This is a genomic window from Allokutzneria multivorans (assembly GCF_039537405.1).
Taxonomy (GTDB): Bacteria; Actinomycetota; Actinomycetes; order Mycobacteriales; family Pseudonocardiaceae; genus Allokutzneria; species Allokutzneria multivorans.
Window position 1 is genome coordinate 230,108 of the sequence record NZ_BAABAL010000003.1, and the last position, 15,987, is coordinate 246,094.

Annotated in this window: 16 protein-coding genes; 9 read left to right on the top strand and 7 right to left on the bottom strand. The window is 69.1% G+C overall.

What is annotated here, in order from left to right:
* Positions 1-243 precede the first annotated feature (243 nt).
* Positions 244-1,791, bottom strand: coding sequence for a helix-turn-helix domain-containing protein (locus tag ABD798_RS01315; protein ID WP_344870565.1), 1,548 nt, complete (start codon positions 1,789-1,791; stop codon positions 244-246).
* Between the two features lie 162 nt (positions 1,792-1,953).
* Between ABD798_RS01315 and ABD798_RS01320 the strand changes: the two genes are divergently transcribed.
* Positions 1,954-2,526 (top strand): TetR family transcriptional regulator, encoded by a 573-nt coding sequence (locus tag ABD798_RS01320; protein WP_344870568.1) that lies wholly within the window; start codon positions 1,954-1,956, stop codon positions 2,524-2,526.
* Positions 2,523-3,371 carry an SDR family oxidoreductase gene (locus ABD798_RS01325; RefSeq protein ID WP_344870569.1) on the top strand — a complete coding sequence of 283 codons (849 nt, stop codon included), beginning with the start codon at positions 2,523-2,525 and terminating at the stop codon, positions 3,369-3,371. The genes ABD798_RS01320 and ABD798_RS01325 overlap by 4 nt, the downstream gene beginning before the upstream one ends.
* Here the strand turns inward: ABD798_RS01325 and ABD798_RS01330 are convergent.
* The 3 genes from ABD798_RS01330 to ABD798_RS01340 all read right to left on the bottom strand — a co-directional run bounded on the left by ABD798_RS01330 (position 3,368) and on the right by ABD798_RS01340 (position 7,222).
* Positions 3,368-5,401, bottom strand: coding sequence for an MGH1-like glycoside hydrolase domain-containing protein (locus tag ABD798_RS01330; protein ID WP_344870570.1), 2,034 nt, complete (start codon positions 5,399-5,401; stop codon positions 3,368-3,370). The two genes, ABD798_RS01325 and ABD798_RS01330, sit on opposite strands and share 4 nt — an antisense overlap.
* A gap of 134 nt (positions 5,402-5,535) precedes the next feature.
* Positions 5,536-6,303: a DeoR/GlpR family DNA-binding transcription regulator gene (locus ABD798_RS01335; RefSeq protein WP_344870573.1), complete on the bottom strand. Its 768-nt coding sequence runs from the start codon at positions 6,301-6,303 to the stop codon at positions 5,536-5,538.
* 28 nt (positions 6,304-6,331) lie between these two features.
* The gene (locus ABD798_RS01340; protein WP_344870574.1) at positions 6,332-7,222 is read right to left on the bottom strand and encodes a dioxygenase family protein; all 891 of its coding nucleotides are present in this window, start codon (positions 7,220-7,222) and stop codon (positions 6,332-6,334) included.
* 93 nt (positions 7,223-7,315) lie between these two features.
* Between ABD798_RS01340 and ABD798_RS01345 the strand changes: the two genes are divergently transcribed.
* Complete coding sequence (locus tag ABD798_RS01345) at positions 7,316-7,780, top strand: MarR family winged helix-turn-helix transcriptional regulator (protein ID WP_344870575.1); 465 nt, start codon at positions 7,316-7,318, stop codon at positions 7,778-7,780.
* Between the two features lie 131 nt (positions 7,781-7,911).
* Here the strand turns inward: ABD798_RS01345 and ABD798_RS01350 are convergent, their stop codons facing one another.
* A complete protein-coding gene (locus tag ABD798_RS01350; protein ID WP_344870576.1) occupies positions 7,912-8,355 on the bottom strand; it encodes a hypothetical protein in 444 nt (147 codons plus the stop codon).
* 235 nt (positions 8,356-8,590) lie between these two features.
* Positions 8,591-9,343: a decaprenylphospho-beta-D-erythro-pentofuranosid-2-ulose 2-reductase gene (dprE2, locus tag ABD798_RS01355; protein ID WP_344870577.1), complete on the bottom strand. Its 753-nt coding sequence runs from the start codon at positions 9,341-9,343 to the stop codon at positions 8,591-8,593.
* A 124-nt stretch (positions 9,344-9,467) separates the two neighbouring features.
* On the opposite strand from dprE2, the gene ABD798_RS01360 reads away from it, so the two are divergent.
* Positions 9,468-10,124 (top strand): TetR/AcrR family transcriptional regulator, encoded by a 657-nt coding sequence (locus tag ABD798_RS01360; RefSeq protein ID WP_344870578.1) that lies wholly within the window; start codon positions 9,468-9,470, stop codon positions 10,122-10,124.
* Positions 10,125-10,146: 22 nt separating this feature from the next.
* On the opposite strand, the gene ABD798_RS01365 is transcribed toward ABD798_RS01360, so the two are convergent.
* Positions 10,147-11,052, bottom strand: coding sequence for a GNAT family N-acetyltransferase (locus tag ABD798_RS01365; RefSeq protein WP_344870579.1), 906 nt, complete (start codon positions 11,050-11,052; stop codon positions 10,147-10,149).
* 302 nt (positions 11,053-11,354) lie between these two features.
* Here ABD798_RS01365 and ABD798_RS01370 point away from each other — a divergent pair, with 302 nt between their 5' ends.
* The 5 genes from ABD798_RS01370 (at position 11,355) to ABD798_RS01390 (ending at position 15,979) form a co-directional block, all read left to right on the top strand.
* Positions 11,355-12,155, top strand: coding sequence for a PP2C family protein-serine/threonine phosphatase (locus ABD798_RS01370; RefSeq protein WP_344870580.1), 801 nt, complete (start codon positions 11,355-11,357; stop codon positions 12,153-12,155).
* A gap of 64 nt (positions 12,156-12,219) precedes the next feature.
* Complete coding sequence (locus ABD798_RS01375) at positions 12,220-12,633, top strand: hypothetical protein (protein WP_344870581.1); 414 nt, start codon at positions 12,220-12,222, stop codon at positions 12,631-12,633.
* 335 nt (positions 12,634-12,968) lie between these two features.
* Entirely contained in the window at positions 12,969-13,544 is a 576-nt protein-coding gene (locus ABD798_RS01380; RefSeq protein WP_344870582.1) for an HhH-GPD-type base excision DNA repair protein, read from the top strand.
* 321 nt (positions 13,545-13,865) lie between these two features.
* A complete protein-coding gene (locus ABD798_RS01385) occupies positions 13,866-15,215 on the top strand; it encodes a M14 family zinc carboxypeptidase (RefSeq protein ID WP_344870583.1) in 1,350 nt (449 codons plus the stop codon).
* Between the two features lie 89 nt (positions 15,216-15,304).
* Positions 15,305-15,979: a GAP family protein gene (locus tag ABD798_RS01390; protein ID WP_344870584.1), complete on the top strand. Its 675-nt coding sequence runs from the start codon at positions 15,305-15,307 to the stop codon at positions 15,977-15,979.
* Positions 15,980-15,987 lie beyond the last annotated feature (8 nt).

Consider the following 15,987-nt stretch of genomic DNA (forward strand, 5'->3'; position numbering starts at 1 on the left):
GACCACGCCGAAAAAGCAACCCCAGACTAAAGCGAGCCGCGAAACAAGCCGGGTCGGCTTTACCTGGGGTGCGCGTGCCATACGCTTGCCCGCGTGGGCCGGTGATCCTTCACCGTGCCCGTCCGGCCCATGACGGCACGCGCAAGGGGCCCCAGGTCAAGCCGACCCCCACGCTGGAACCGGCGCAAGCTGGAAGCCCAGCCGTCCCCGACCAAAAACCCCAACCGTCCCCAACCAAGAAAGCTAAATATCCCGAAAAATCTCAATCCGAGCCCCCAGCTGATTCAACCGAGAAGCCAACTGCTCATACCCCCGATTGATCACGTAAACATTCCGCAACACCGACGTCCCCTTCGCGGCCAGCATCGCCAACAACACCACCACCGCAGGCCGCAACGCGGGCGGGCAAATAACCTCCGCCCCCGACCAATGAGTCGGCCCCTCGACGTTCACCCGGTGCGCGTCCAGCAACGACACCCGCCCGCCCAGCTTCGTCAGCTCCGTCAGGTACAGCGCCCGGTTCTCGTACACCCAGTCGTGGATCAACGTGGTCCCCTGCGCGGTCGCCGCGATCAGAGCGAAGAACGGCAGGTTGTCGATGTTCAGCCCGGGGAACGGCATCGGGTGGATCTTGTCGTTGGGCGCGCGCAGGCTGCTCGGGCGCACCACCAGGTCCACCAGGCGGGTGCGGCCGTTCGCCGCCGGGTACTCCTCGCTGCGGTCGTAGTCGAGGCCCATCTCCTCCAGGAGCGCCAGTTCGATCTCCATGAACTCGATCGGAACGCGGCAGACGGTGATCTCCGAGCCGGTGACGATCGCGGCGGTCACCAGGCTCATCGCCTCGATGGGGTCCTCGGACGGCGAGTAGTCGACGTCGCGGTGCACGCGCGGCTGGCCGTGCACGGTGAGCGTGGTGGTGCCGACGCCTTCGATGCGCACGCCGAGTTCGGTGAGGAAGAAGCACAGGTCCTGCACCATGTAGTTCGGGCTGGCGTTGCGGATCACCGTGACGCCGTCGTGCCCGGCGGCGGCCATGAGCGCGTTCTCGGTGACGGTGTCACCGCGCTCGGTCAGCACGATCGCGCGGCTCGGCCGGCGTGACCGGTCGACCTCGACGTGGTAGCTGCCAGAAGCCGCCTTCACCTCCAAACCGAAGGGGCGCAAGGCGGTCATGTGCGGCTCGACGGTGCGCGTGCCGAGCGCGCACCCTCCGGCGTAGGGCAGTTCGAACTCGGTCTCGTGGTGCATCAGCGGCCCGAGGAACATGATGATGCTGCGAGTCCTGCGCGCCGCCGCGACGTCCATGGACGCCAGGTCGAGCTGCGCGGGCGGGACGATCTCCAGGTCGTTGTCCTCGTTGAGCCACCGCGTGCGCACGCCGATGCTGGCGAGGACTTCGAGCAGCCGGTTGACCTCCTCGATGCGCGCGACCTTGCGCAGTGTCGTCCTGCCGGAGTTCAGCAGCGCCGCGCACAGCAGCGCGACACCGGCGTTCTTGCTGGTCTTCACGGTGATGCTGCCGGAGAGCGACCGGCCGCCCTCGACGCGCAGGTGCATCGGGCCGGAGCGGCCGAGCGTGACGATCTCCGAGTCCAGCGCCGCGCCGATCCTGGTCAGCATCTCCAGGCTGAGGTTCTGGTTGCCCTGCTCGATCCGGTGCACAGCGCTCTGGCTGGTGGCGAGCGCCTCGGCCAGCTGGGCCTGGGTCCAGCCCCGGTGCTTGCGGGAGTCGCGGACCAGGCGCCCGATCTGGCGCAGGTAGGCGGAGAGCTGTTCGGAGCTGTCAGACATGCCGCCGACGCTATCTCATATCTGACGTACCCACTTCGCGTGCCCCCGGCGAAGCGCGAGAAAGCCAGCTCAAACCGCCATTTCGAATGCTTCCAGTGATGTATCGGCAGAAAAATGAGTCATCCCTGACCCAAAAAAGCTCATGCGTGGTACGTTTTGAGTATGGAGGAGCTTGAAACGGGTGTTCGAGGGCGCACAAAGCAGGCGATCCTGGCCGCCGCGGCCGCGACGCTGGGGAAGGACCGCGCGGCGACGCTGGCCGACATCGCCGCCGCGGCCGAGGTGGGGCGCAGCACCGTGCAGCGCTACTTCGCCGAGCGGGAAGACCTGATCAACGCGGTCACGCTCGACTCGCTGCGGGTGCTCGGTCTGGCCACCGAGGAGGCCGACATCGGCAGGGGCGCGCCGGGGGAGGCGATGCGCAGGCTCGTCACGGCGGCGGTCGGCGTCGCCGAACGCGTCCTCTACCTCTACGGCGACCCGGAGGTCGTGGCGAGCTTCGGCGGGACCGACGCCGAGGACGAGGGCAGCATCGCCGTGCGCGGCCTCATCACGCGCGGCCAGGCCGACGGCACCTTCGACGCCGAGGTCGACGCGTCGTGGATCGAAACCGTGCTGTGGTCGCTGGTCTACAGCGCCTCCGACTCGGTCAGCCGGGGGCACATGCCGCGCCACACCGCGACCGCGATGGTCATCCGCACGTTGGAGCAGGGAATCTCAGGGGGAAGCAGATGAAGGTCTTGGTGACCGGCGCGACCGGCAACGTCGGCAGGTTCGTGGTCGAACAGCTTGTCCGGCAAGGGGTTTCGGTGCGCGCGCTGACCAGGGACCCGGCGCGAGCGCGGTTTCCCGAAGCCGTGGAGGTCTTCGCGGGCGACCTCACCGACCCGGCCTCGCTGCCGCTCGACGGCGTGGACCGCATGTACCTCTTCCCGGTCCCCGGCACCGCGAAGGCCGTCGTCGCCCGCGCGGCCGAAGCCGGGGTGCGGCGCATTGTGACGTTGTCCTCGGGCGCGGTGACCTTCGGCCACGACACCACCCACCACCTGCCGATCGAGCAGGCCGTCGAAGCCTCCGGTCTACAGTGGACACACGTGCGGCCGGGCGAGTTCGCGATGAACAAGCTGTGGCTGTGGGGGCCGTCGATCCGCGCGGAGAGCGTGGTCCGCGACCCGAATCCGGACGCGGGCTGGTTCCCGACGCACGAGCGCGACATCGCCGAGGTGGCCGTTGCCGCGCTGACCGAGGACGGGCACGAGGGCAAGGCCTACGACGTCAACGGGCCCGAGCAGATCACCTACCGCGAGCAGGTCCGAGCGATCGCGGACGCCTTGGGTCGCGAGATCCGCTTCGAGACGGTCAGCCGTGACCGCGCCCGCGAGCTGTACATGGCTCAGGGCGGTTTCGCCGCGGAGAACGCGGATTTCCTGCTGGGCTACGCCTCCTACGACGGCGAAGACCAGGAGAAGCCCGACTTCGAGTGGGACGAGAGCTGGACCTTGCCTTCCTCGGAGCCGGTCACGGGCCGCGCGCGGACCTTCGCGGAGTGGGCGCGCGACCACGTGGACGACTTCCGCTAACCGCGCCAGGACTGGAAAGCCGTCAGTCCGAACGAGGAACCCTGTTGCGGCGTGCCGAGAACGCGTAGCGCACTCGTCGTGACCGTGGGGAACGTGATCCTCGTGAGATCGTTCCCCACGGTCGGAGTCCTGGTCTGCGCGGGAACATCCGTCCAGGAGCCGTCGGATCGCTTGTACTGCAACAGGTACCACGCGGGAACACGCACCCCGCCAGCGTCGTCGTAGAAGAACAGTCGCACGTCGGAGGTCGCGGTCGGCTTGCCGAAGTCGACCGCGAGCCAGTCGGTCGGGTTGGGGGAGCGGTAGCTCGTCCACCGCGTGTTCGGCACGTCCAAGAAGAAGTTCTGGCCGTCATTGGCCTGCGCGGGAAGATCACCATTACCGACGTTGGAGTACGACGCGCTGGCCTCCGGGAAGCCCGAACCGCTCACATTGGCCGCGTCATCCACCAAGCGCGGCAACGGTTTCACCGCACCTCGGGGCACGGACACCCGCAGCGGCTTGAGGTCTGCCTGCCGAGCGACCTCGCGGCCGTCGAGGTAGACGCGCAGCCCCTGACCGCGACCGTAGTGCTTGCCGTCCTGATCCCACACCACGCTCAGGTTTCGGCCGTGGTAGGCGAGGTTCTCCACCGCGAAGTGCGACCACGTCGCCAACGGACTGATCAGCACGCTGTCGTCGGAGCGCGGTCGGATGCCGAGCAAGCCGGACAGGACGAGGTCCGCGTAGGTCGAGTGGTTGTAGTCCTCGCTGTGGTTCCTGCCGTCGTAGAGCCAACGCGGCTCGTCGGGGTGGTGCGCCTCGGCGACGTAGGGCTTGCCGTCCTTGGTCTGCGTGAGCGCGTACCCCCGCAGCAGCGCGACGTAGTCGGCCTTGTCCACATAGGACTGAGCCGGGTAGTCGATCAGCAGGTTGGCCATCGCGGTCAGGGTCTGGCTCGTGGCGTACGGCCAGCTCGGCCCGCTCCACCGGCAGCACCCCCGCTCCGCGTCCTTCATGAACCACGGACTCCGGCGCTCCACGGTGGTCGGCCCGAACCGTGCCGCGAACCCTTGTGGGTCAACGAGTTGAGCCCATGCTTCGGCGTTGCCGGGCGGCGCGGTGTGGAACATCCACGGCACGAAGCCGATCTGCTCACGGTCGGCGATCTTCACGCGATCCGGGTTGTCGTCGCGCATGACGTGCTTGTAGAACTTCTTGTCCTTGTCCCACAACCACTTCTCCTGCGCCTTCGTCAGCGACTCCGCGCGCTCGCGGTAGGTGCGCTCCGTCGCGCGGTCCCCGGTGCGCCGCGCCAGCTCGGCGATCGCCCGGGCGTCGGCGATCTGGTAGCTGTTCAGCGTGGGCCGGAACCCGTCGCCGCCGTGGTACGGATCGGGGCTCTGGTACGAGCTGGCCGTGTACTCCATCGCGTCCCACACCGGGGTCTGCCAGTAGAGCCCGACTTCGGTGTTGTACTGCGGGGACCAGCGCTCCCAATGCCGCTTCAGCTCGGGCAGCAGGTTCGCCGCGAAGCCGACGTCACCGGTCACCTCGGCCCGCCGCAGCGCCGCGTCGGCCAGCCACGACGAGTATTGGTGCGCCCAGTCGGTGGTGTTCTTGTTGAGGAACTCCGTCGCGGGTTTCGGCCCCGCGCCGGAGCCGCGCATCCAGTAGCGCAGGTAGTCGTCGAGGTAGCGCGTGTCGCGCAGCCACCGGCCTTCGTACACGTGGTGCCCGGCCGCCGCGACGATCCCGCCGTCCGGCGCGGAGTAGCCGACCGGCCCGAGGAACTCGCTGGTGATCCACCCTTCGCGGGTGTACTTCTGCGCCTCGTAGAAGCTGCGCCAGCGGTAGTAGTAGACCGACTCGATCTGTTTGTCCGGCAGGTCGACGAACGGGATGTTGGCCTTGAACCAGCCCCGCTCGGGAAAACCGGTGAGCTTCGCGTCCTGGTCGAGCACCTGCGTGCCCGGGCCTGGCTGCGGGTAGACCGGTGCGGCGGTCACCAGGGTGATCGCGGCGACGACGGCGGTCAGGAGAGCGGACACCTGGGTGACCTCCTGGCTCGGCGGCGGCGCGGGACAGGGGTGGCAGCCCTCATCTAACCGGGAGCAGGACGCCCGAAGTCAACATTTGGGCGAAAATTGTTCGGAAATGACCGGAGTCGATCAGCCGAAGTCGATCACACCGCGGCGACGTGCACGTCCACGCCGAGCTTGCTCAGCGCGGCGACCTCCTCGGAGTCCGCCGCCGCGTCCGTGACCAGGTGCGCGATCGCCTCCGACGGCACTGTCTGCACCATCGTGTCCACGCCGAGCTTGGTGTGGTCGGCCAGCACGACCACCTCGGCGGCGGTCGCGGCCATCGCCCTGTCCATCGCGGCCACCGCCACGTTCGGCGTCGACAGGCCGCGCGCCGCCGTCAAGCCGTTGCCGGACAGGAACGCCCGCTGCATCCGGAGTCCGCCGATCGACTCCTCGGCGACCGCCCCGACGAGCGCGAAGATCGACCCGCGCAGCGTGCCGCCGGGCATCAGCACCTCGACCCCGCGCGAGCGCGCGAACGCCTGCGCCACGAGCAGCGAGTTGGTCAGCACGGTCAGCTGCGAGATCCTGGCCAGCCGCCGCGCCAGCGCCTGCGTGGTCGTCCCGGCGCCCAGCACGATCGCGTCGCCCGGCTGCACCAGCTCGGCGGCCGCGTTGGCGATCGCGGCCTTCTCCGCGCTCGCGACCTGCGTCTTCTCCGTGTAGCTGGGCTCGTAGGAGGGCGCCTCGTTGGCGACGGCCCCGCCGTGCCTGCGCGCCAGCAGGCCCTCCTCCTCCAGCCTGCGCAGGTCCCGCCGCACGGTCACCTCGCTGGCCTGGACGATCCTGGCCAGCTCGCGCAGCGACACCATCCCGTTGGCGCGGACGAGCTCCAGCACGGCCTGACGCCGTTCGGCAGCGAACATGCGATCGACAGTAAACGATCAGAAACGATCAGGCGGCCTCGAAGGATCTCTTCGAGAGACCGATCAGGTAACCGTCGATCGTCGTGCGGACCGGCGCGTCCGGCCGCTCGCCCGCGCCGAGGGTGACGAACAGCGGCGTGTAGTGCTCGACCGTGGGGTGCGCGTAGGGCATGCCGGGCGCCTTGGTCCTGAAGTCCGCCAACGTGTCCACGTCACCGCGCTCCAGCGCCTCGGCCGCCCACGCGTCGAAGTCCGACGACCAGCCCGGCACCGCGTTGGTCGCCATGATCTCCCTGGTCAGGTACGGCAGGCCGTGCGTCATGAAACCGGAGCCGATCACCAGCGTGCCCTCCGCGCGCAGCGACCTCAGCCGCCCGCCCAGCTCCAGCAGCCGCTCCGGATCGTGCGTCGGCATGCTCAGCTGGAGCACCGGCACGTCGGCGAGCGGGTACATCACCTTCAGCGGCACCCACGCGCCGTGGTCCAGGCCTCGCTTGGCGTGCCGGTGCACGGGCTCGCTGTCGGGCATGGCCGAAGTGACCCGCCGCGACAGCTCGGTGGCGTCCGGCGTCGCGTAGGTCATCTCGAAGTAGCGCCTGGCGAAGCCGCTGAAGTCGTAGACCAGCGGCGTGTTGGCGGCGGCGGAGCTGAGGCTGAGCGGGGCGGCCTCCCAGTGCGCGCTGACGATCAGGATGTTCTTCGGCTTGGGCAGGCTCTGCGCCCACGCGAAGAGCTGGTCGATCCACAGCTCGTCGTCGAAGAGCGGGGGAGCGCCGTGCCCGAGGTAGATCGAGGGCAGCGGGCCGTCGGCGGGCGTCCACTCACGCTGTGCGCGGGCCAGTGGCAGGGCTTTCGGCAGGAAGCGGTCGAACGCGGCCGCAGGCGCTGTCACCGAAGACCCGCTTGCGGGGTCGAGCATGTCACCGTGGACTCCCTCGTCGTGGTTCAACTTTCAACCTTGACGGTAGACCCGGACAGTTGAGAGTTCAAGTGTGCGGGTACGATGATCGGCATGACCGAGGACCCGCGCTGGCTCACCGACGACGAGCAGCGGGCGTGGCGCGCCTACCTCCGGGCCAACCGGATGCTCTGGGCGGCACTCGACCAGCAGCTCCAGCGCGATTCGCGGCTGCCGCACGCCTACTACCTGATCCTGGTCGCGCTGTCGGAGCGCCCGGGGCGCAGGGCCACGATGAGCGAGCTGGCCACGCTCGCCGGGACCTCGCCGAGCGCGCTCTCGCACGCCGTCGGCAAGCTGGAGGCGCAGGGCTGGGTGAGCCGCTGCCGCGACACCCTCAACGGCCGGATCGTGCTGGCCACGCTCACCGACGAGGGCTTCGCCGAGCTGGTGGCCGCCGCGCCGGGGCACGTCGGGGAGGTGCGCCGGATGATCTTCGACCGGCTGGCGCCCGACCAGGTCGCCCAGTTGGCGGAGATCTGTTCGGCCATCGCGGGCGAGGACCCGGCCTGGCCGTGATGAACGGTCGCATTTACCGGTGAGCCCGCCACCGAATTGGCCGACGGGCTATAAGTCCGGATTAGTGCCAGCGGTGCTCCGAGCGCGTTATCGTCACTCGTTCATCGCAATTGCGCGAATTCCCTGCGGAGTCAGCTCAGGTCGCCACTGGTCTTGCCGGGTTGCTGGAAGAGCATCGGGACGACGCTGGAAGCCGCCTTCGGCTGCTCCACCGGTTGCCGCGTCACGACGACCGGCTCCGCCGCCTGCTGCTCGGTGCGCGGCGCGGGAGCCTTGGCCTTGGCGGGCTTCTCCTTGGCCGGGGTGGGAGCGGCGGCGGCCTTGTCGCTGAGCGCGGTGCGCGCCGCGTTGATCCAGATCCGCTGCATGTGCTCGTCGCGGCTGCCCTTGATCGTGGTGAGCAGTCCGGAGAGGGCTCCGCGCAGCTTCGCGGCCAGCGCGGGGTCCTTGCGGATGTAGCGCCAGACGGGGTGGTCCACCGGCAGCCGGGCACTGGCGAGCCGCTGTGCCTGGATGCGGAGTTCGGCCGCGGGGAGGTCGGTCCACGCCGCGACGGTCTCGGCATCGAAAGTCATGGGCGAAGTCTTTCAGGTCCGGTGTGGCGACGGCCGACACCCCGCTTTTTGCCCGCTCGAGGTCGATACGGGTGGGAAAAGCGTATGAGTGCACTCGCCTTGGCAGGACGATCGAGAGGGAATTTGATGCATTCGTTATTGGAGCTGTACTGGATCGGAGCTGTACTGCATGGGAGCTGTACGCCAAACTCGACCGTCCCTCGGCCGCAGTGTAGCGGAAAGCTCCCGGCATTCGTCAGCGCGGCATGCGCCGCCACACCGCCCTCGGCAACAACCGCAGCAGTGCGAACAGCGGGCGCAGCGTCCCGGGTACCCAGATCTCGCCCTTGCCCTTGCGCAGCGCGCGCACCGTTGCGTCGGCGACCTGGTCCGGAGTGCTCGACAGCGGGGCCGGGGTCATGCCCTCGGTCATCCTGCCGATCACGAAACCCGGGCGGACCAGCAACATCCGCACACCGCTGCCGACCAGCGCGTCGGCCAGCCCGCTCGCGAAACCGTCCAGCCCGGCCTTCGCCGACCCGTACACGTAGTTCGCGCGCCGCACGCGCACGCCCGCGACCGAGGAGAACACCACGAGCGAGCCCCTGCCCTGCTCGCGGAGGTGCTTGGCGAGCAGCGTCAGGATGCTGACGTGCGCCGTGTAGTCGGTGTGCACGATCGAGACGGCGTGCGCGGCGTCGACCTCGGCCCGCTTCTGATCGCCGAGGATGCCGAAGGCGGTGATCGCGACGTCGATCGGGCCGTGCCGCTCGACGACCTTCCGCAGGAAGCCCTCGTGGTCGTCGACGATGTCGGCGTCGAACTCCGCGCGCTCCACCGTCGCGCCCGCGACGCGCAGCACCGACTCCTGCGAGTCCAGGTCGGCACTGCGGCGCGCGGCGAGGACGACTGTGCTGCCGGGGCTCACCAGGCGGACCGCGACGGCGAGACCGATCTCGCTGCGCCCGCCGAGGAGGAGGATCGTTCCGGCGTCTCCGCTGCCGCTCAAGGCGGTTCCTTTCGCTCGTTCACCCCGCGCCCAGACCGAGGGGATGGCAACTATAGAGGTGTCGTCCGGGGTGGCTGATTTCGGTTACAATCGGGGCCTCTAGCCCGTTTATGGGAGGTCTCGCATGACCGCTACCCGCGCGGATGCCAGGCGCAACCGCGAATTCGTGCTCGCCGCCGCTTCGACCGCCTTCGCCGAACGGGGGCTCGGCGTGTCCCTTGACGAGATCGCCGCGCTCGCAGGCGTCGGCGCGGGCACCGTGCACCGGCACTTCCCCGCGAAGGAGCAGCTGCTCGAAGAGGTCGTCGTGGCGAGGTTCGCCAGCTTCCGCGCTGACGCCGAAGGGCTCGCTGTGGACAAAAGACCTGCTGAGGCCTTCTTCGGGTTCCTCGTCGCGGCGATCACCCGCATCGCGTTGGATCGGGCGCTCGCGCAGGTGGTCGAGGACGGCTCCGGCCCGTGGGCGCGCGTCGCCGAGGAGGTCGCCAGTGTGGTCGGCGATCTCCTCGCGGCGGCTCAGCGAGCGGGCGGGGTGCGGCCGGACATCGGCGTCGCGGAGGTGATGTCGCTGCTCGTCGGCTGCGTCGCCATGCAGCGCCGGAGCCCGGACACGCGCATGACGGTTCTCGTGCTGGACGTGCTTCGTAACGAAAGTAACGAAAGCTCGGGGGTGTGTGCGGTGTGCGGGAAGCCGCTCGAAGCACCCGCGACCGGCAGGCGCCCCCGCTACTGCGGCGGTGCCTGCCGGCAGAAGGCGCACCGCGCGAGGACGACGGGCTGACCGCCGTCCCCGCGCGCCGCCGCTACGGGTAGACCAGGTCGATCCGCTCCTGGTGGATCGGGTAACCGGCCTTGGCGAAGGCCTTGGCCATCGGGATGTTGCCCTTGTCGGTGCCCGCCTTGATCTCCTGCGCACCTTCGTCGGCGAGCCGGTGCGTGGCCTCCACCAGCAGGTCGTAGGCGTAGCCGTGGCCCCGGTGCTCGGGGACGACCCCGACGTAGCCGATCACCGCCTTGGTGTGCCTGGTCGGCACGGTCAAGCCGACGATCTCGCCGTCGGGGGTGCACGCGACCAGCCACGACTCGCGCGGTCCGCGCATCCACCGCAGGAAGTCCATGTCTTCCTGCGCCGCAGCCTCCTCGCCGTGCTTGGCGATGGTCCGGAGGGCGTGGGCGTCGAGGGTGCTCTTGTTCATCCTGAGGAAGATGTCGTGGAACACCGCGTCATCGGGCTCCGGCCGGAACTCCAGCCGGCCCGGCCGTTCGGGCACGCCGCACTCCGGCGTCCACAGGTAGACGTAGCGCTCTACCAGCGGTGTCATCCCTGCTGCTGCCACGGCGTCGATCTGCGCGTTCGCCGCCGCCACGACGTCAGGGCGCTCGCGCCAGCCCGGCACGAGGTTGAGGCTGAACTCCGTTCGGTAGGGCGCGCGGCGCAGCAGCTCCACCGCGGCGTCGGCATCGGTGAAGTCGAACCAGTCCAGTGCCAGCGGGGCGTCGTCCTTCGGCCCGCCGAACCAGGCGGCCCTGGCGACCACGACCCCGTCGCGCAGGGCGACCCAGCACCAGTCGATGCGGTACTCGCCGCGCTCGTGCAGCTCGCTGAACGTGCTCTTACCTGCGGAGAAGCCGACCAGGCCGTCGGTGGGCAGTGACTCGAAGAGCTCGGCCTCGCCGGGGACCAGCGGGCGGATGACCAGATCGGTCATGGGTGAGGGGTTCCTCTCGGGAAGCGGTGCGCGCTCCCCGGACCCTCAGGTCCTCGACGCCCGAACGGCTTGGAGGGAGCGCATGATCGTCGTCGTGACCACGGCACTCACCTCCTCTTCCAGCTCAAGGGCGTCCCGCGCAGGGTAGGAGGAACCGCCGAGCACGGGCAAACGTTTTGTTTCGGGGTGCCCCCGCCGGTGCGGTGCGGGGTGCCAGGCATCATCGTGTCCTCGGCGTGCGGGGCGGGCTACCGTCACAGATCATGTCGGGATCGGTCTGACGGAGTCTTTGGGGGAGTGACGTGGGCGAACAGCGCCGCGACCTGATCGTTGGCATGGCCTGTGAGCAGGGCCCCCGGCCGTCGAACGCCGATGCGATCGCCGCCGCCGGAGCCGTGAACGGTGCGACGGCCATCGCCGTCGTCGACGGCATCGGGGGCGACGAGCACGTCGTCGCGGCGTCCCCGGCCTGTGTCGAGGAGGCCGTCGCCGTCGGCGCCGAGCACGGCGCGGTCGCCGGTCTGCTCGCTGCGGGCGAGGAGATGCGCGAGCGCCAGAACGCCGCCGCTGAGAAGGGCGCGCGCATTCCCGACGCCGTCGCCGCGGTCGCCGTGTACCTGCCTGAGCTGAACGTCGTCGAGGTCGCGTGGACCGGCGACTGTCGCGTGTGGACGCTGCACGAGGACGAGCTGCGCGTGCACACCGTCGACCACACCCAGGGCCAGCGGATGCGCGAGTACGCCGCCGAGCTGACCGAGGAGGAGCTGGCCGACTACGACGAGGACCCCGCCGATTGGGACCACGTCGTGCTCACCACCCTCGGCCGCGCTCACCCCGTCGACCCGGTGTCCTTCGGCAGCACCAGGGTTTCGGCCGAGGGCGTGCTCGCCGTCGTCGTCGGCAGCGACGGTTTCCACAAGTCGCTCAGCGACGAGGAGATCGCCGACGTCCTGCGCTCGCACGCCGATGACGCCCAGGGGGCTGCCGAGCAGCTCGTCACCTCCGCGCTCACCCGCTCCGCCGAGGTGCACGACAACGTCACGGCGGGCGTGCTGCCCCTCGTTACCGCTCCCGGTGCCGCCGAGGATCAGCCGAGCGGTTGACACACCCCTGCTCCGGCTGGAGCAACGTGGAGGTCGTCAAGCACTGCGACCTTCGGGAGGGATCGTGTCGCTCGCACGCAACTTCGTCGCCGTACTGCTCGCTGTCGGCGTCGTCGGGGGAACCGCTCCAGCCGCTTCGGCCGCTGTTCCTTCGGCTGCTGATTCGTCGGTGGTCGTCGACTGCGGTTTTTCCGGCTGCTCCTACACTTTCAGCCGTTCGTTCACCAAGAACAAGCTCCAGCCCGCCGTCCAGGGCGGTCCCGCCGGTGTGGCCGGTGTGCTCGCCGCCGCGTGTTCTCCCGGCGGTCCCATCGCCGCCGCTGCCTGTGCCGCCCTCGGCGCGGTCTGGGGCATGGTCAACCTCGGCGTGATCAACGTGGCCGCTGCGAACAACCAGTGCGCGGCGATCCACATGCCGCACATCACCCCGGTTCCGGCCGCGTTCATCGACGAATCGGGCAACTGCCACGACAACTAGCGCCTGCCCCGCAAGCGTCCGAGCCGGTTCGAGCGTCTTCAAGACCACCCAACCCCCACCCCCGCCGTCTTCAACGACAGCACACCTCGCAAGGCCGTTGGGTTTGCGGCAGTTAACGATGATCAACAGGGGGGTTTGGGGGTCTTGAAGACGCCTCAACCATGTGTGCGACAACGGTTTCCGTGTTCGGCGACTCCGTCGACATCGCCCACGCAGACGTCATGACGACCTTGAAAACGTTGTCGGTCAACCGAAAGTCGGGTCGGGCCCGCTGCGGCGGCCTCGAAGCCCGAGCCCGGGAAGCGCCCCCGCACCCACCATGGCAAGCTCTGCGCATGACTCGCACGCTCTGCCTCGCCCAGGAAACCCAGGCGGACGCCCTGCTCGCCGCCGACCCCCTGGCTCTCCTCTTCGGCATGCTGCTGGACCAGCAGATCCCCATGGAGAAGGCGTTCAAGGGGCCCAAGGTCATCGCCGACCGCATGGGCGGGCTGGACGTGCACAAGATCGCGGAGACCTCGGAGGAGGAGTTCGTCGAGCTGGCCTCCACGCCGCCGGCGATCCACCGGTTCCCGGGGTCGATGGCGAAGCGGTTGCAGACGCTCGCGCGTTTCCTGATCGAGGAGTACGACGGCGCGGTCGAGAACGTGTGGACGCGGGGCGAGCCGGACGGCAAGGACGTGCTGAAGCGGCTGAAGGCGCTGCCGGGCTTCGGGGACCAGAAGGCGCGGATCTTCCTCGCGCTGCTGGGCAAGCAGCTCGGGGTGGAGCCGAAGGGCTGGCGCGCGGCGGCCGGTGCCTACGGCGAGAAGGGCTCGCGGCGCAGCGTCGCCGACGTGGTGGACGCGAAGTCCCTCGGCGAGGTGCGCGAGTTCAAGAAGGCGGCGAAGGCCGCGGCGAAGCAGGGCTGAGCCGTCCGGGTGCGGCGGATCAGCCTCTCGGCCCCTTGTGGCTGGTGCCGCTGACGTAGGTGGCGCCCGGTGGGCAGCCGAGTGGACCATTCCGGGTCTCCGGAAATCCTCGGGCGGGCCGGGTGCTCCGGCGAGGGAGTGTTTCTCCTGGCGCCACAGGGGATTCCGTTCCGCGCAATCGTTGGGATACCCTCGGGTGCAAGAGCGCTCTCACGGGCCTCGGGCCGACTTTCGTCGGTCGGTCGAGAGGCCGAAAGAGTCCACTGTGGACATAGACCGGCGTGTCATAGTGGATCTTTGCGGCGGCGGTGGGAGGACGAAGTGTTCGAGCGCATCCTGCGGTTGGTTGACGAAGTTCCCGAGATCGACCGCTTCCTCGGAGTGGACGACCTCCTCGCCGGGATCAACGCCGTCGCCGAGCGGCACGGCGACTGCGCCTCCGTCCGGCGGATCGGCACCTCGCGGCTCGGCGAAGCGCTGTGGTCGCTGACGATCGAGGGCGGCCCGAAGCAGGCGGTGGTCTTCGCCGCGGTGCACCCCAACGAGCCGGTCGGCGGGCAGACGTCCCTGCACCTGGCGCGGACGCTCGCGGCGGATGCCTCGCTGCGCGCGGACCTCGGCCACACCTGGCACATCATCCCGTGCATCGACCCCGACGGGACGAGGCTGAACGAGGGGTGGTTCGAGCCGCCGCTGACCATGCGCCGCTACGGCAGGAACTTCTACCGCCCCGCCGGTCGTGAACAGGTGGAGTGGTCCTTTCCCTTGGCGTACAAGGGGGTCTTCTTCGACGCGGTCATTCCGGAGACCGTCGCGCTGATGCGCCTGTTCGACGAGACCGAGCCGGATTTCATGTGCTCGCTGCACAACGCCGAGTACGGCGGGGTGTACTACTACGTCGACTCGACCACTCCCGAGCTGTCCCGCGCGCTGTCGGCGATCCCGGAGCACCTCGGCCTGCCGTTGCAGACGGGGGAGAACGAGGAGCCCTACATGCGCGAGTTCTCGCCAGGGGTGTACCTCGGGCTGAGCGCGCGGCAGCACATCGACTACCTGGAGTCCATCGGCGTCGACCACAGCGACTTCGACGCCGGTGAGTCGAGCATGTCCTACGTGCGGCGTTACGGAACCCGTTACCTGATCAGCGAAGTGCCGTACTGGACCAACGAGGACTCGCGCGACATGACGCCGCTGGAGGTCTCCTACGCCGTGGTCCTGCGCGAGCGGGCGAAGGAGCTGACCGAGGCCGACCGGGTGCTCTCGGGGCTCATGTCATCAGTTCGAAACGATCTTTCGGTCTCCTCGCCCTACCGGCGTGCGCTCGACGCTTTCCTTCCCGGGCTCGCCAAGCAGTCGCGGATCGCGTCGGCCGCGGCGGACGGTTCGGCCGCCGAACGGCTCGCCGTCGTCGCCGAGCGCTTCCACTCCGAGGAGCTCCTGCAGTCGGTCCGCATGCGCCTCGGCGGCATGCTGCTGTCCACTGTGGAGGGTGAGCTGGCGATCGGCAACGGCACCCCGGCCATCCGCGCCGCGCACGCCGAGCTGACCGGGGTCTTCGAGCACTGGGCCGACCTCGCCGAGGCAGCGGTGCCCGCCACCGCCATCCCGATCCGCAAGCTGGTCGCGACGCAGTTCGGCGCGATCCTGGCCTCGGTGTCGACCCCGCGCTGACAGTTCGGGAAACGTCTAAACATGTCGGGAATCCCTCGTGAGGGCGGTTAGGGTCCTCTCGTTGACCGTTCTCCGGGGGAATCGACGAAGTGACTATCGCCCTTCTGCTGTCCTTGGCCCTGCTCGCACTGGTGGACAGCACCAGCTTCGGCACGCTCGGCATCCCGATCTACCTGTTGCTGGCCCTCAAGGACCGCGCCGTCCTGCGGATGATGGCCTACCTCGGCACGGTCGCGGTCTTCTACTTCGGTGTCGGCGTAGCGCTGATGCTCGGCCTGCGCGGGGTGTTCGACCAGTTCGGCGAGCTGCTCGCGGGCCGGACCGGCTACTGGGTCTCGGCGATCGCCGGTGTGGCGATGTTCGCCGCGAGCTTCTGGTTCGACTCGAAGCGCCGCAAGCCCAAGCCACCGCGTGAGCCCAAGGTCGGCGGCAGCCTGTTGTCGATGGTGGGCCTCGGGATCACGGCCGCGGTGATCGAGGTCGCGACGATGCTGCCCTACCTCGCCGCGGTCGGCATGCTCACCAACGCCGGTGTCGGCCCGGTGACCTGGCTTCCCGTGCTCGCGGGCTACGTGGTCGTGATGATCCTGCCCGCGCTGCTGCTGCTCGTGGTGCGCGCGCTGGCGTGGACCTGGCTCAAGCCGAAGCTGGAGCGCGTGCACGCGTGGATCCTGCGCAACAAGACCGAGGCGATCGGGTGGGCGCTGGGCATCGTGGGCTTCCTGCTTGCCAGGGACGGGATCGTGAACCTGTTCTTCAAGTAGCGTGGGCG

Excerpts from the sequence above, each read along its gene's own strand:
- ABD798_RS01315 (WP_344870565.1), bottom strand. The coding sequence starts at position 1,791 with ATGTCTGACAGCTCCGAACAGCTCTCCGCCTACCTGCGCCAGATCGGG.
- ABD798_RS01320 (WP_344870568.1), top strand. The coding sequence starts at position 1,954 with ATGGAGGAGCTTGAAACGGGTGTTCGAGGGCGCACAAAGCAGGCGATC.
- ABD798_RS01325 (WP_344870569.1), top strand. The coding sequence starts at position 2,523 with ATGAAGGTCTTGGTGACCGGCGCGACCGGCAACGTCGGCAGGTTCGTG.
- ABD798_RS01335 (WP_344870573.1), bottom strand. The coding sequence starts at position 6,303 with ATGTTCGCTGCCGAACGGCGTCAGGCCGTGCTGGAGCTCGTCCGCGCC.
- ABD798_RS01340 (WP_344870574.1), bottom strand. The coding sequence starts at position 7,222 with ATGCTCGACCCCGCAAGCGGGTCTTCGGTGACAGCGCCTGCGGCCGCG.
- ABD798_RS01345 (WP_344870575.1), top strand. The coding sequence starts at position 7,316 with ATGACCGAGGACCCGCGCTGGCTCACCGACGACGAGCAGCGGGCGTGG.
- ABD798_RS01350 (WP_344870576.1), bottom strand. The coding sequence starts at position 8,355 with ATGACTTTCGATGCCGAGACCGTCGCGGCGTGGACCGACCTCCCCGCG.
- ABD798_RS01360 (WP_344870578.1), top strand. The coding sequence starts at position 9,468 with ATGACCGCTACCCGCGCGGATGCCAGGCGCAACCGCGAATTCGTGCTC.
- ABD798_RS01365 (WP_344870579.1), bottom strand. The coding sequence starts at position 11,052 with ATGACCGATCTGGTCATCCGCCCGCTGGTCCCCGGCGAGGCCGAGCTC.
- ABD798_RS01380 (WP_344870582.1), top strand. The coding sequence starts at position 12,969 with ATGACTCGCACGCTCTGCCTCGCCCAGGAAACCCAGGCGGACGCCCTG.